General features: G+C 35.7%; 13 protein-coding genes. 9 read left to right on the plus strand and 4 right to left on the minus strand.

Annotated features, from left to right (window positions below):
• Positions 1–28: 28 nt before the first annotated feature.
• Genes ICG50_RS04355 through ICG50_RS04365 form a run of 3 tightly spaced genes read left to right on the plus strand, consistent with a single transcriptional unit; the run spans position 29 to position 3,205 of the window.
• A complete protein-coding gene (locus ICG50_RS04355) occupies positions 29–2,278 on the plus strand; it encodes a M1 family metallopeptidase (protein WP_187659698.1) in 2,250 nt (749 codons plus the stop codon).
• Between the two features lie 46 nt (positions 2,279–2,324).
• A complete protein-coding gene (locus tag ICG50_RS04360; protein WP_187659699.1) occupies positions 2,325–2,648 on the plus strand; it encodes a Sec-independent protein translocase subunit TatA/TatB in 324 nt (107 codons plus the stop codon).
• Positions 2,648–3,205, plus strand: coding sequence for a phosphatase PAP2 family protein (locus tag ICG50_RS04365; protein ID WP_187659700.1), 558 nt, complete (start codon positions 2,648–2,650; stop codon positions 3,203–3,205). Before ICG50_RS04360 ends, ICG50_RS04365 begins: the two co-directional genes overlap by 1 nt.
• Before the next feature lie 10 nt (positions 3,206–3,215).
• Here the strand turns inward: ICG50_RS04365 and ICG50_RS04370 are convergent, their stop codons facing one another.
• On the minus strand, positions 3,216–3,857 hold the full coding sequence (locus ICG50_RS04370) for an O-methyltransferase (RefSeq protein WP_187659701.1): 642 nt from the start codon (positions 3,855–3,857) through the stop codon (positions 3,216–3,218).
• A gap of 60 nt (positions 3,858–3,917) precedes the next feature.
• On the opposite strand from ICG50_RS04370, the gene rlmN reads away from it, so the two are divergent.
• Positions 3,918–4,958 carry a dual-specificity RNA methyltransferase RlmN gene (gene rlmN / locus ICG50_RS04375; protein WP_187659702.1) on the plus strand — a complete coding sequence of 347 codons (1,041 nt, stop codon included), beginning with the start codon at positions 3,918–3,920 and terminating at the stop codon, positions 4,956–4,958.
• Between the two features lie 54 nt (positions 4,959–5,012).
• Here the strand turns inward: rlmN and ICG50_RS04380 are convergent, their stop codons facing one another.
• Positions 5,013–5,843 carry a hypothetical protein gene (locus tag ICG50_RS04380; protein ID WP_187659703.1) on the minus strand — a complete coding sequence of 277 codons (831 nt, stop codon included), beginning with the start codon at positions 5,841–5,843 and terminating at the stop codon, positions 5,013–5,015.
• Positions 5,844–5,974: 131 nt separating this feature from the next.
• Here ICG50_RS04380 and ICG50_RS04385 point away from each other — a divergent pair, with 131 nt between their 5' ends.
• From ICG50_RS04385 to dnaG, 5 genes are all read left to right on the plus strand, one after another.
• Positions 5,975–6,955 carry a polyprenyl synthetase family protein gene (locus tag ICG50_RS04385; RefSeq protein WP_187659704.1) on the plus strand — a complete coding sequence of 327 codons (981 nt, stop codon included), beginning with the start codon at positions 5,975–5,977 and terminating at the stop codon, positions 6,953–6,955.
• 147 nt (positions 6,956–7,102) lie between these two features.
• Positions 7,103–7,663 (plus strand): RNA polymerase sigma factor, encoded by a 561-nt coding sequence (locus ICG50_RS04390; RefSeq protein WP_187659705.1) that lies wholly within the window; start codon positions 7,103–7,105, stop codon positions 7,661–7,663.
• Positions 7,650–8,393 carry a hypothetical protein gene (locus ICG50_RS04395; RefSeq protein ID WP_187659706.1) on the plus strand — a complete coding sequence of 248 codons (744 nt, stop codon included), beginning with the start codon at positions 7,650–7,652 and terminating at the stop codon, positions 8,391–8,393. Before ICG50_RS04390 ends, ICG50_RS04395 begins: the two co-directional genes overlap by 14 nt.
• 109 nt (positions 8,394–8,502) lie before the next feature.
• Complete coding sequence (locus tag ICG50_RS04400) at positions 8,503–9,537, plus strand: hypothetical protein (protein ID WP_187659707.1); 1,035 nt, start codon at positions 8,503–8,505, stop codon at positions 9,535–9,537.
• 149 nt (positions 9,538–9,686) lie between these two features.
• Complete coding sequence (dnaG, locus tag ICG50_RS04405) at positions 9,687–11,666, plus strand: DNA primase (RefSeq protein ID WP_187659708.1); 1,980 nt, start codon at positions 9,687–9,689, stop codon at positions 11,664–11,666.
• A gap of 29 nt (positions 11,667–11,695) precedes the next feature.
• Here the strand turns inward: dnaG and ICG50_RS04410 are convergent, their stop codons facing one another.
• Together ICG50_RS04410 and nadE are read right to left on the minus strand one after the other, a co-directional pair.
• Positions 11,696–12,325 carry a response regulator transcription factor gene (locus tag ICG50_RS04410; protein ID WP_187659709.1) on the minus strand — a complete coding sequence of 210 codons (630 nt, stop codon included), beginning with the start codon at positions 12,323–12,325 and terminating at the stop codon, positions 11,696–11,698.
• A gap of 83 nt (positions 12,326–12,408) precedes the next feature.
• Positions 12,409–13,215, minus strand: a complete 807-nt coding sequence (nadE, locus tag ICG50_RS04415) for an NAD(+) synthase (protein WP_187659710.1) — start codon at positions 13,213–13,215, stop codon at positions 12,409–12,411.
• Between the last annotated feature and the right edge of the window lie 63 nt (positions 13,216–13,278).

Raw genomic sequence — 13,278 nt, forward strand, 5'->3', positions numbered from 1 at the left:
ATACATTTATAACCTTAAAAGAAAGGCTATGAATCGTAAAACAAAGGTTTTATCATTTTTGTTAGTGTTGTTTATGGGTTTGACCCAAGCACAAGAAACTCCAAAAAATACCAAATCAGAGGAAAGAAATCCTGATAAATTCAAGCAGATGTACGACTTGATGGCAACGCCTAATATGTATCGTACAGCATCTGGTGCGCCGGGACCTGAATACTATCAACAACAAGCGGATTACAAGATTGATGTCGAATTGGATGATAAAAACCAAAAATTGTATGGTTCAGAAACCATCACCTACACCAATAATGCTAAAGAATCTTTAGATTATTTATGGGTTCAATTAGACCAGAACGAAAAAGCCAGAAACTCTAATTCGCCTTTGGTAGAAAATAAAAAAACCGATCCTGCAATTTCAGCACAAGCCTTTTCTCGTAAATATTTGGAAGAAGATTTTGATGGCGGATTTAGAATTGAGTATGTGAAAGATGCTCAAGGAAAGCCAATGAATTATACCATTAACCAAACTATGATGCGTATAGAGTTGCCTAAACTCTTAAAGCACAAAGAAAAAATTACTTTCTCTATCAAATGGTGGTATAATATTAATAATTACACTATTGACGGTGGCCGTTCGGGTTACGAGCACTTTGAAAAAGACGGCAACAACCTCTATGTTTTAGCACAGTTCTACCCAAGAATGGCCGTTTATAGCGATGTCGAAGGTTGGCAAAACATGCAATTTTGGGGTTCGGGAGAGTTTGCGTTGACTTTTGGAAATTATGAAGTGAACATAACAGTGCCGGCCGATCATATTATGGAAGCTACGGGTTCATTAATGAATAGAAGCGAAGTATTTACCGCGGAACAATTAAAAAGATATGCAGCAGCTGAAAAATCATTCGACAAACCAGTTGTAGTAGTTACTCAAGCTGAAGCCGAAGCCGCGGAAAAAGGGTTTTCAGACAAGAAAAAAACATGGAAATTCAAAGCTGAAAATGTTCGTGATTTTGGGATTTCAACTTCTAGAAAATTCATTTACGATGCGATGGCGGTTAAAACCGGAAGCACCACTTCCATGGCGATTTCTTTGTATCCAAAAGAAGGCAATCCGCTTTGGGGTGAATATTCCACCCGAATTGTGGCGCATACTTTAAAAAGTTATTCGTATTATACTTTTGATTATCCTTATCCAAAAGCAGTTTCTATCAATGCCAGAGATCAAGGTATGGAATACCCAATGATTTGTTGGAATTATGGTCGTCCGGATGAAAACGGGAAATATTCCGATCAGACAAAGTATGGCATGTTAGGCGTAATTTGTCACGAAGTAGGCCACAATTTCTTTCCAATGATTATCAATTCCGATGAGCGCCAATGGACATGGATGGATGAAGGACTCAATTCTTTCATGGAATATTTAGCCGAAAAAACATTTGACCCTAATTTTCCAACCCGTCGCGGTCCTGCCAAAAACATCATTCCTTATATGAGTGGTGACCAATCCGGTTTGGAACCGATTATGACCAATTCTGAAAGTATTCGACAATTTGGAAATAACGCCTATGGAAAACCGGCAACAGCTTTAAATATTTTACGAGAAACCATTATGGGTCATGATTTATTTGATTATGCTTTCAAAACTTATGCAAATAGATGGAAGTTTAAACACCCTACACCAGAAGATTTTTTCAGAACCATGGAAGATGCTTCGGCAGTCGATTTAGATTGGTTTTGGCGAGGTTGGTTTTACACTACTGATTATACGGATATAGGTATTAAGGAGGTAAAGAAATATTATGTAAGCAATGACCCTTCAAAAGAAGTGAGTGAATTTTTAAAAACAAGACGTCGTCGTGACTCAAGAAATGGCGCCATGGTTTATATGATAGCTGAAGGAAGTGAGGATTTCAAATCAGAACTGAATAAGCCATTTAAAATTCAAGATTTTCAAGCTTTAGACGATTATGTAAACAAACAATTTACAGCTGAAGAGAAAGCCAAATTAAACGAGCCTAAGTATTTTTACCAAGTGACTTTTGACAAACCTGGTGGATTGGTAATGCCGATTATCGTTGAAATTACTTTTGAAGACGGCACCATTGAAAACCACTATTTTCCGGCTCAAATATGGAGAATGAATGACAAAGAGGTCATCAGAACTTTTGCGACTAAAAAAGCCATTGCTAAAATTGTAGTCGATCCTAAGCAAGAAACGGCAGATATTGATACAGCCAATAATTCTTGGCCAAAAACAGTTGAAAAATCAAAATTTGATTAACTTAAGTTTGTAACTTTGCAACCTCACAATTAAGAAGTTTTAATATATGTTCGGATTTGGTTTTGGCGAATTAATTTTTATCGTTTTCATAGCTTTAATGCTTTTCGGTTCCGATAAAGTACCGGAAATCGCTCGAACTTTGGGCAAAATAATGGCGCAAGTCAAAAATGCTACCAATGAGATTAAAACTGAAATTCAGAAAAGTGCCGATGTGAAAGAAATCAATGAATCCGTAAAAGGGCTGACTTCAACCTTCACTGAAGAAGTAGAAAAGGTAAAAAACAATGTCTCTGAAAATATTGTACCGGAAGTCAACAAAGCCGTTGAAGATATAGATTCGTTAACCGGTCCGATAAAACGCCAATTTTAATGCTCGAAAAAATAATCGACCTAGACAAACAATTGTTGGTATACCTGAACAGCTTAGGTTCAGAAAGATTCGACGGTTTGTGGTTAATTATTACTAAACAAGTTTATTGGACTCCTATTTTTTTATTGATTTTTTATTTTTTGCAAAAGAAAATCGGCTGGAAAAATTTTGGCTATTATGTCCTTTTTACTGCAGTCATGATTTTGATTTGTGACCAAACGGTAAATCTTTTCAAATATTCTTTTGAGCGTTTGCGACCCTGTAATGACCAAGAGATTAAAAATATAATCAGATTGGTAAAAACCAGTAGCTCCTTCAGCTTTTTCTCAGGACATGCAACCAATTCAATGGCTAGTACGGTTTTTGGATTCCTGATTTTGAAACGATATTACAAACACGCTTATTGGCTGTTTTTATTTCCTTTAATTTTTGCTTACAGTAGAATTTATCTCGGTTTACACTTCCCAACAGATGTATTAACTGGCTATATTTTCGGAGCTATTGCAGGTTTAGGTTGTTATAAACTATATGCAAAATTCGTAATTAAGAATTCGTAATTCAAAATTTTTATTTCACTCTCGAAACGGTCAAGCCATCTCGTATAGGTAACAAAACTGTCTCTACTCGATTATCATTTTTCAAGAGTTCATTGTATTCCAATAGGATTTTGGTCGTAAGATCATTCGGTTTTACTTCTTCTAAAACTTTGCCACTCCACAAAACGTTATCCGAAAGGATGATACCACCTTTGTTCATCATTGGAACAACAAGGTGAAAATAATTGATATAGTTTTCCTTATCGGCATCAATAAAAACCAAATCGTATTTTTTATTTAAAGTCGGAATGATTTCCAAAGCATCGCCAAGATGTTGCGTAATTTGATTTGACCATGGACTCTTGTCAAAATATTTTCGTTGAAAATCAACTAATTCTTCTTCAATATCTATGGTATCAATTGTTCCGGCTTCAGCTAAACCTTCGGCCAAACATAAAGTGGCATAACCGGTGTAAGTACCAATTTCCAGGATATTGATTGGATGAATAATTTTGGATAGCATACTCAATACTCGCCCTTGAAAATGACCGCTTAACATTCGGGGTTGTAAAATTTTTTGGTAAGTTTCTTTGTTCAATTGTGCCAACAATTCCGGTTCGTTTTGGGAATGTTGCGTTACATAGTGGTCTAATTCGTCGGAAAGGAAATGCATGACTTTATTTTTTACAAAAATACAAATTAACAACTAACCAAAATACCCTAAATTTGCGCCATGGAAATCGAGAAAAAAGACATCCGAAGTTTGACCAAAGCACAATTACGTGATTTTTTTGTGGCCAATGGTGACAAAGCGTTTCGTGGCAATCAAGTCTATGAATGGTTATGGAGTAAAGCCTCACATAGTTTTGAAGACATGACCAATGTCTCCAAAGAAACCCGTGCGATGCTGGAAAACAACTTTGTGATAAACCATATTAAAGTCGATACCATGCAACGTAGCGAAGACGGAACAGTCAAAAATGCCGTGCGTTTGCATGACGGTTTAATCGTTGAAAGTGTTTTGATTCCCACAGATACAAGAACGACAGCTTGTGTTTCCAGTCAAGTAGGTTGTAGTTTGGATTGTAATTTTTGTGCGACAGCGCGTTTAAAAAGAATGCGAAATTTGGAACCCGGTGAAATTTATGACCAAGTAGTAGCGATTGATCGGGAAAGTCGTTTGTATTACAATCGACCGCTTTCTAATATAGTTTTTATGGGTATGGGCGAACCGTTGATGAATTATAACAATGTGATGAAAGCCATTGATATGATTACTTCTGAAGAAGGGTTAGGGATGTCGCCAAAAAGAATTACGGTTTCCACTTCGGGTGTTTCTAAAATGATTAAAAAAATGGCCGATGATGAAGTGAAATTCAAATTGGCTGTGTCATTGCATTCCGCAATAGAAGAAACCAGAAATCATATAATGCCATTTACCAAGAATTTTCAGTTGCCCGAATTGAAAGAAGCTTTGCAATATTGGTACCAAAAAACCAAAAGCAAAGTCACTTATGAATATGTGGTTTGGAAAGGGATTAACGACGATAAAGCTTCAATTGATGCGTTGGTTAAATTCTGTAAATATGTGCCTTGCAAAGTCAATCTAATTGAATACAATCCAATTGATGATGGGGAATTCCAACAAGCTTCAGACGAAGCGATTGACAATTACATCAAAGCTTTGAGCAAATACGACATTGTAGCTAAAGTGCGTCGCAGCCGCGGAAAAGATATCGATGCCGCTTGTGGACAATTGGCTAATAAATCATAAAAAAAGCTCCCGAACTCGGGAGCTTTTTCTTTCTATAACTAAGTTCAAATAAAATTAATTTCCTAGGGTAATCGTAGTAGTTGTTCCGTTAACGGTCAAAGTAGCTTGGTTGTCACAATCTCCGTTTCCGTAGTCTAAAGTTGCAGTATTGTTGGTTCCAACAATATTGACCACTCCGCTAACAATATGCGGACAGCTGGCTTCCACTCTTAATGGTGTTGTGATGGTTGAAGTTCTGGTTCCGGCTGGGAAAGTAGTAGTCCAACTTCCTGAAATTGAAAATACGTTATCGGCCCAAATCATTGGTGTGCCAAAACCTTCAATCATTTCTCTTACTCTGTTGCCTTCTCTATGGTAAACATTTCCGTTAGGGAAAGTCACCGTCATATCAATGGTCATATTAGCAATAGGATGAACAGCAGTTAATGTAGCTGTGCTTTGCAGACTTCTAGTGATGGTTCTGTTGCCTTCAATCAAGATGTCATTGTGGTGAAAATCAACAAAACTATAACTGATTGTATGCGACGGCGTGTCAAAATTTAAGCTACCACTTACAATGATAGTTCCGTCTAAAACATTACCGTTTGGTAAAGTACAGTTGTCAAAAACAACAGTTCTGGTCCATGAAGTTGCTGTCAATTGGATTGTAACAGTTGCACATGGAGGAAGAGCTTGAGTTTCAAGGTCATTTTTTCCTGCGCCGGGATTGGCTTGAAGGGCATATTGATCTTCAGCAATTTTGGCAACATCTTCGGTTACCATGTCTATTTTGGCACTTACTTGAGCTTCACTTAAATCCGATGATGAACTATTGCTATCATCTTTACTACAGCTTAGGATAAACATTGATAATGTTACTCCTAATACAAGGTTTTTAATTTTCATATCTTTTAATTTTTTTGGTTCAAGTGTTGGAATGAAAAATCTATAAATGGTTTAATCAAAGGTAAATATTTTTTTCAAACGGTTCCATTATTGTATCTTTGAATGCCCGATGGAACTCGGTTGTTATTTTAATGAATATTACTTCGCAAATAAAAAAGCCTATCCAAGACGAAATGGAACTTTTTGAGAAAAAGTTCTATGAATCAATGACTTCAAAAGTAGCGCTTTTAAACAGAATTACTTATTATATAGTCAATCGAAAAGGAAAGCAAATGCGTCCTATGTTTGTTTTTCTGGTAGCTAAAATGCTTTCCGAGAAAGACGAAGTCAACGAAAGAACGTATCGTGGTGCTTCGGTAATTGAATTAATTCATACCGCAACTTTGGTTCACGATGACGTGGTAGATGACAGCAATCGCCGCCGCGGATTTTTCTCCATCAATGCATTGTGGAAAAACAAAATTGCCGTTTTGGTTGGCGATTATTTATTATCGAAAGGATTATTGCTTTCCATAGACCATGGCGATTTCGATTTACTTCGAATAATTTCTGTTGCCGTACGCGAAATGAGTGAAGGCGAATTGCTTCAAATAGAAAAAGCCCGTCGATTAGATATAGTCGAAGACGTCTACTACGAAATCATCCGTAAAAAAACGGCAACTTTAATTGCGTCTTGTTGTGCGCTTGGTGCCAAATCGGTTTCTGAAGATGAAATTCAGGTAGAAGCGATGCGAAAATTCGGTGAACTCATCGGAATGGCTTTCCAAATTAAAGACGATTTATTCGATTATACCGATGACGCTATTGGTAAACCAACCGGAATCGATATCAAAGAACAAAAAATGACTTTGCCGTTGATACATGCCTTAAACAATTGTACCGATAAAGAAAAAAGTTGGTGCATCAATTCGATTAAAAATCATAACAAAGACAAAAAACGTGTTAAGGAAGTCATCCAATTCGTAAAAGATAAAAACGGCTTGCAGTATGCCGAGCAAAAAATGATGCAATTCCAAGACGAAGCGCTTCAAATCCTTCAAAATTTTCCCCAATCAGAATACCGAGAGGCACTTTCGCTCATGGTAAATTACGTTATCGAAAGAAAAAAATAATTTTTTTTAAAATATTTTACGCTGTAAAGCATTGATTTTATTGAGTTTATCTATTTTCTTATTTTAAAATTGAATTTTTTTCGTATCCTCATGCAACCATTTTTCGACGACTCTCGTCTATGCCAATAGAAACACTAAGCAATAGTTTTGAAAGTAATCAACTTACATAAAGAGGAAAAAGAATTAATCGAACTGGCTGTCGAAAATAATCGCCACGCTCAGCATCAGATTTATTCCAAATATGCCCCGAAAATGTTGAGTGTTTGCCGTCAGTATATTAAAGATGTACATCAGGCAGAAGACATCATGATTACCGCTTTTATGAAAGTGTTTACCAATCTGAAAAATTTTGAGCACAAAGGCAGTTTCGAAGGTTGGATCAGAAGAATAATGATTAACGAATGTATTTCTTTTATCAGAGTTCAAAAGAAAGTAAAGTTCATTGAAGACGAGAATTATTTTGAAGAAAGGCATAACAATATAGAAAGCCAGTTTTCAGTAGAAGACATTCAGTTTTTGATTGACAGTTTGCCTGATGGCTACAAAATGATTTTCAACTTATATGCGATTGAAGGTTTCAAGCATCAAGAAATCGCAACTATGTTAGGCATCAGTGAAGGCACTTCAAAATCACAATTATCACACGCTCGAAAAATGTTGCAGGAACAAATTACCAAATCAAAAAATTACCACAATGGAACCGAATAAAATAGAAAAACAATTCAGAGAAAAGTTGAATGCCAGAGAGATTCAGCCATCAGCCCAAGCTTGGGACCGATTGGATGCGATGCTTTCGGTTGCCGAAGAAAAAAAAACAAGAAAACCTTTTGGCTTTTTGTTTATAGCTGCCAGTATTTTGGTTTTCGTAACACTTGGTTTGTTTTTGTTCAATCAAAATGGAACAGAAATTAACACTACAAATACAGTAGTCGCAACAGAAACTAAAATCGATACAACTCAAAGTAAAATAGAAAATGTTCAATTACCAATAGTTGAGAGCCAAAAGCAAAATAAAGCTTTAGTCACTTCGGAAGTTCAACCAACAACCAACAACCAACAACCAACAATTAATCATCAAAGAGTTTCAATCAGTAATCAATCAACAACCCATCAAAATCAAATCATCAAAGACAAGGAAATTGTATTTCAAAACTCATCCGATGTAGCTCAAAAAGACATGCCAAGAATTATGGAGCAAACGCAAATTGTAGTTGGAAAGCAAAATACCTCAAAATCAGACGAAAGTTTGTTAGCCGGCTTAGACAAATCTGCTAAAGAATCTGCCAGCAAAAAAACTTCTCTAAAAGTGGATGCCAAAAGTTTACTTTCTCAAGTTGATGGTGAAGTAGAGTATACCTTTAGAGAAAAAATGCTCCAAAAAATTAATAAAAATTACCAAGAAGTTAAAGTGGCTTTGGCCAACAGAAATAACGAATAATAACAATAACAATTTCAATTTTCAATGTTTAACATTGCTATTGATTTTTGAAATTGAAATTGCCATTGAAATTTAAACCATCATTAATCAATTTTAAATCACAATCATCATGAAAAATTTTACTATTTATGTAGCGCTGTTATTATGCCTAATGGCAAGTAAATTATCGGCGCAAGAATCTTTTGAATCAAAGGCAAGAGCAATTGCCGATAAAATTGAAAGCATTACCAAAGAGGAAAAAGCCGCTTTAAAAGCAGAAATCGAATCGGTAAATAAAGACCTCGAAGCCGGTACCATTAACAAAGAACAAGCGGACGCTAAGAAATTGCAATTTGCTGAAATTCGCTCAAAAAATATCGAAACCAGAGTGGGTCAAGCGCAAGAAGAATTAAAAGAGTTGGTCAACCAAAAAGTAGCCGGAAAAATCAAAGATAAATACAGTTATGTTTATGGCATTCGTTATAAAATTGACACCAAACATGATTCTATCCGAAAAAACAGAGGCGAAAGAAGAACCACTTCGCAGTTTGTTTTTGCAGCCGGAGTAAATAATTTAGTGACTGATGGTAGTGTGGCTAATTCAGACTTCAGATATTGGGGTTCGCATTTCTACGAATGGGGTTTTACTTCAAACACCAGATTGTTTAAAAATGATAACTTGTTGCACTTAAAATATGGGATGTCTGTAATGTACAATAATTTGCGCCCAACAGACAATCGCCTGTTTGTGGTGAATGGAAATCAAACCAATTTGGAAACCAGTTCGGTGAATTTAAAAGATTCGCGTTTTAGAAATGTTTATCTAACCGTGCCGATGCACCTAGAATTTGATTTTACCAAATCAAAAGATAAAGACGGAAAGAAAATATTCAGAACCCATGAGAGTGTTCGTTTCGGAATTGGTGGTTACGCTGGAATTAGAGTAAAATCCAAACAAAAAACAAAATACGAATTAGATGGTAATGACTTTAACATCAAAGAAAAAGGTGATTTTAATGCAAATGATTTCATCTACGGTGTGAGTACTTACATTGGATACAAAGAAACCAGTATTTATTTGAAATACGACTTGAATCCTTTGTTTAAAGACAATGCTATTAAGCAAAATAATATTTCATTAGGGGTTCGTTTCGACTTCAATTAAAAAATTTGTTAGGTTAGTTTATACTTCGAAAAGATGTTTCAGCAATGAAGCATCTTTTTTTATTTTAAATTTTAAATTTTAAATTCTGAATGTGTAAATTTACCCTCTTTGATTTCTTTTTAAAATTTCTAACAATCTAACAATCTATTTTGATTACCCGCGAAACCATAGATAAAGTATTTGAAACCGCTCGTGTGGAAGAAGTCATCGGTGATTTTGTCCAACTCAAACGTGCCGGAAGTAATTACAAAGGCTTGAGTCCGTTTTCAGATGAGCGCTCACCGTCGTTTATGGTGTCACCGGTAAAGCAAATCTGGAAAGATTTTAGTTCGGGAAAAGGAGGAAGTGTTGTGACTTTTCTGATGGAACATGAGCATTTCACTTATCCGGAAGCTATTCGTTTTTTGGCTAAAAAATACAATATCGAAATTGAAGAAACTGAAGTCTCTCAAGAAGATAAAATGGAGGCCAATGAAAAAGAAAGCTTGTATTTAGTTTCCGAGTTTGCTAAATCCTATTTCCACGAAACGCTTTTAAATACCGAAGAAGGCAAAGCAATTGGGTTGTCTTATTTTAAAGAAAGAGGTTTTACCAATGAAACCATTGCCAAATTTGGTTTAGGTTATTCGCCTGAATCTTGGGATGCCTTTACCAAAGAAGCTTTAGCCAAAGGGTACCAATTAGAATTCTTAGAAAAAGTCGGATTAACCATCACTAGAGAAGATGGAAAACATTTCGACCGTTTCAAAGGAAGAGTAATGTTTCCAATTCAAAGTTTGTCCGGAAGAAACTTAGGTTTCGGTGGAAGGATTTTAACCAATGATAAAAAAGCGGCCAAATACCTCAATTCACCCGAAAGCGATCTTTACCACAAGAGTAAAATTTTGTATGGAATTTTTCATGCCAAACAAGCCATAGCAAAGCAAAACAATTGTTATTTAGTGGAAGGCTATACCGATGTGATTCAGTTGCATCAAGCCGGAATTGAAAATGTGGTTGCGTCTTCGGGAACGGCTTTGACGCCTGACCAAATTCGATTAATTAATCGCTTAACCAAAAACATTACGGTGCTTTTTGACGGTGATGCTGCCGGCTTACGCGCTTCTGTCCGCGGAATCGATTTGATTTTGGAAGAAGGCATGAATGTAAAAGTATGTACATTCCCTGACGGAGATGATCCGGATAGTTTTGCCCGAAAGAATTCGTATGAAGATTTGGTGAACTATTTAGAGAACAACGCCAAAGATTTTATTCAGTTTAAAGCGTCGCTTTTGATGAATGAAGCCCACAATGATCCAATAAAGAAAGCCGATTTGATTCGCGATATGGTCGTAAGTATATCTAAAATTCCAGACCGAATCAAAAGAGAAATCTACATCCAAGAAACGGCTCGTATCATGGATATTTCAGAGCAAGTATTGCTAAATACCTTGGCACAAATGGTGCAAAAAGATATTTCGGATGCCAGCAAAAAGCTCAAACAGGAACAAACAGCTTTTGAAGTCGTAAAAAACGAACCGCAAATTGCTCAAGAAAAAATTAATATTGTTTATGATTTAGAGCGAAAGATAATTGAGATGTTGTTGCTATATGGGACACATGAAGCTGATTTCGATGATTTTATTCTGAAAGCCAATGAGGAAGGTGAAATGGTAGAGGAAAAAGAAACCAATTCGTTTAAAGTGTTCCAGAGAATTTACCTGAGCTTACAAGAGGATGAAGTTGAATTAGCTAATCCTGTATTTAAGGAAATTTATTCGGATTTAATCAATTACTACAACCAAAACGAAGAATTCAACATAGAACATTACTTAATGCAATTGACACCGGAACATGCTCAAATGGTTACCGATATATTAATGAATGAAGAGAAAGAAGTACTTCACAATTGGGAAACCAAACACATTTACGTCAAGAGCAAAACACAAAATGTAAGTCAATATGTTTCCGAAACCATTATTTCACTTCGCGAATATCTAATCAATAAGTTGATATTGGATTTGATTAATTCTTTTAACCATGAAGAAGAAGCTGATTCGGCAGAAATTTTGGCCACTATAAATGATTACAACAAACTTAAGGTTAGTTTGACCAATAAAATTGGAAGAATACGGTCGACCTATATATAAAAAAACCCGCGATTAGCGGGTCTTTAGTTTTAAACGATTTCCAGAGTCTTCGCTTTATTTACAAGATCAACCAAATTGGTTACATTTAGCTTCGTCAATAAACGAAGTTTGTAGGTACTAATGGTTTTCTCATTAAGCGTTAAAATTTTGGCAATTTCGTTGTTTTTTTTACCATCGCTTAAGAAACGCAATACTTCAATCTCTCTGTTTGAAAGTTTTCTGTACAAACGCTCTGATTTGTTTTGCTTGGCAATTAACGCTAAGTTTCTCTTGATTTCTTCATTTAGGATGATTTGTCCTTGGCTGACCTTGACAATGGTAACACCTAAATTCTCAAGCTTTGATGTCTTATGAACATATCCCGCACAACCTGCTTTAATAGCATTAGGGGCATAAATGTGTTCAGACAAACTACTGAAGACGACAACTTTAGTTTTTGGAAAATTTCTGATGATTGACTTGAGTTCGTAAATACTTTTGAGTCCTTCAAGTTCTAAATCGATGATTAAGACGTCAATTTCTTTATTTCTTAAAGCATCGGGAACCATAAAAAAATTTCCTACGTTGGAAACGATACTTATTTCAGGATGGTCCTTAAAATAAGCCTTCATTCCAAAGTGTACAACCGGAAAGTTATCCGCAATACATACATTTATCATAATTGTGGTATTTGATAAAAAATTAATAGAAATTTACTGTAAAGTTAAAAAATTATATTGTAAAAATGTTAAATAAATCGTCTTTATTTTAAAAAACTTGGGATAATACATACAGGAATTGGGTTCATTTTGTGTTGATTTACAGCGTTTAACTTTTTATAAATATCAAACACTTCTCTCTCTCTTCCCGTGAAATTTTCACTTTTTTTATTGTTTTCAGCTTCCAACATAGCCCATTCTAATTCGTCATAACTGGCTCCCAATTGGTCTTCATCGGTTCTTGAATCGCCAAATAATCCATCGGTCGGAGCTGCTTGCTGAATTGATTTTGGAATTTCCAAATAAGCACCCAAAGCATAAACATCACTTTTCATTAAATCGGCAATCGGACTCAAATCAACACCTCCATCGCCATATTTGGTGTAAAAACCAACGCCAAAATCCTCTACTTTATTTCCGGTTCCGGCCACTAACAAACCATGAATCCCAGCGAAATAATACAAGGTTGTCATTCTTAATCTTGCTCTGGTATTCGCCAAAGACAAATTAAGTTTGGTGTCATTATCCGAACTAGGAACCGCACTTTTAAAGGTTTCAAAAACACCGGTCAAATCCGCTTCTGCATTTTGGACATTAGGAAATCGCTTTTTCAATTGCTCAATGTGTTCTCTTCCACGACTTACTTGGCTTGGGTCTTGGTGAATCGGCATTTCTACACATAAAGTAGTTAGTCCGGTTTGGGCACACAAAGAAGAGGTTACAGCCGAATCAACACCTCCTGAAATGCCAATTACAAAACCATTTACTTTTGCTTTTGTAGCGTAATCCTTTAACCATGTAACAATATGGGTGTTAGTTTCCCCTACCTTGATTTTACTTTTTTTAGCCATTTTTTTATGAAAGTTTTTAGAAACGGAAATGTATATTTGCAAATGTAAAAAATCACAAACTTT

Origin of the sequence: Flavobacterium buctense (genome assembly GCF_014486695.1) — a bacterium.
Classification (GTDB): domain Bacteria; phylum Bacteroidota; class Bacteroidia; order Flavobacteriales; family Flavobacteriaceae; genus Flavobacterium; species Flavobacterium buctense.

Coding starts and splice junctions, on each gene's coding strand:
- ICG50_RS04400 (WP_187659707.1), top strand. CDS start 8,503: ATGAAAAATTTTACTATTTATGTAGCGCTGTTATTATGCCTAATGGCA.
- ICG50_RS04410 (WP_187659709.1), bottom strand. CDS start 12,325: ATGATAAATGTATGTATTGCGGATAACTTTCCGGTTGTACACTTTGGA.
- ICG50_RS04355 (WP_187659698.1), top strand. CDS start 29: ATGAATCGTAAAACAAAGGTTTTATCATTTTTGTTAGTGTTGTTTATG.
- nadE (WP_187659710.1), bottom strand. CDS start 13,215: ATGGCTAAAAAAAGTAAAATCAAGGTAGGGGAAACTAACACCCATATT.
- ICG50_RS04380 (WP_187659703.1), bottom strand. CDS start 5,843: ATGAAAATTAAAAACCTTGTATTAGGAGTAACATTATCAATGTTTATC.
- ICG50_RS04385 (WP_187659704.1), top strand. CDS start 5,975: ATGAATATTACTTCGCAAATAAAAAAGCCTATCCAAGACGAAATGGAA.
- rlmN (WP_187659702.1), top strand. CDS start 3,918: ATGGAAATCGAGAAAAAAGACATCCGAAGTTTGACCAAAGCACAATTA.
- ICG50_RS04365 (WP_187659700.1), top strand. CDS start 2,648: ATGCTCGAAAAAATAATCGACCTAGACAAACAATTGTTGGTATACCTG.
- ICG50_RS04395 (WP_187659706.1), top strand. CDS start 7,650: ATGGAACCGAATAAAATAGAAAAACAATTCAGAGAAAAGTTGAATGCC.
- ICG50_RS04360 (WP_187659699.1), top strand. CDS start 2,325: ATGTTCGGATTTGGTTTTGGCGAATTAATTTTTATCGTTTTCATAGCT.
- ICG50_RS04370 (WP_187659701.1), bottom strand. CDS start 3,857: ATGCATTTCCTTTCCGACGAATTAGACCACTATGTAACGCAACATTCC.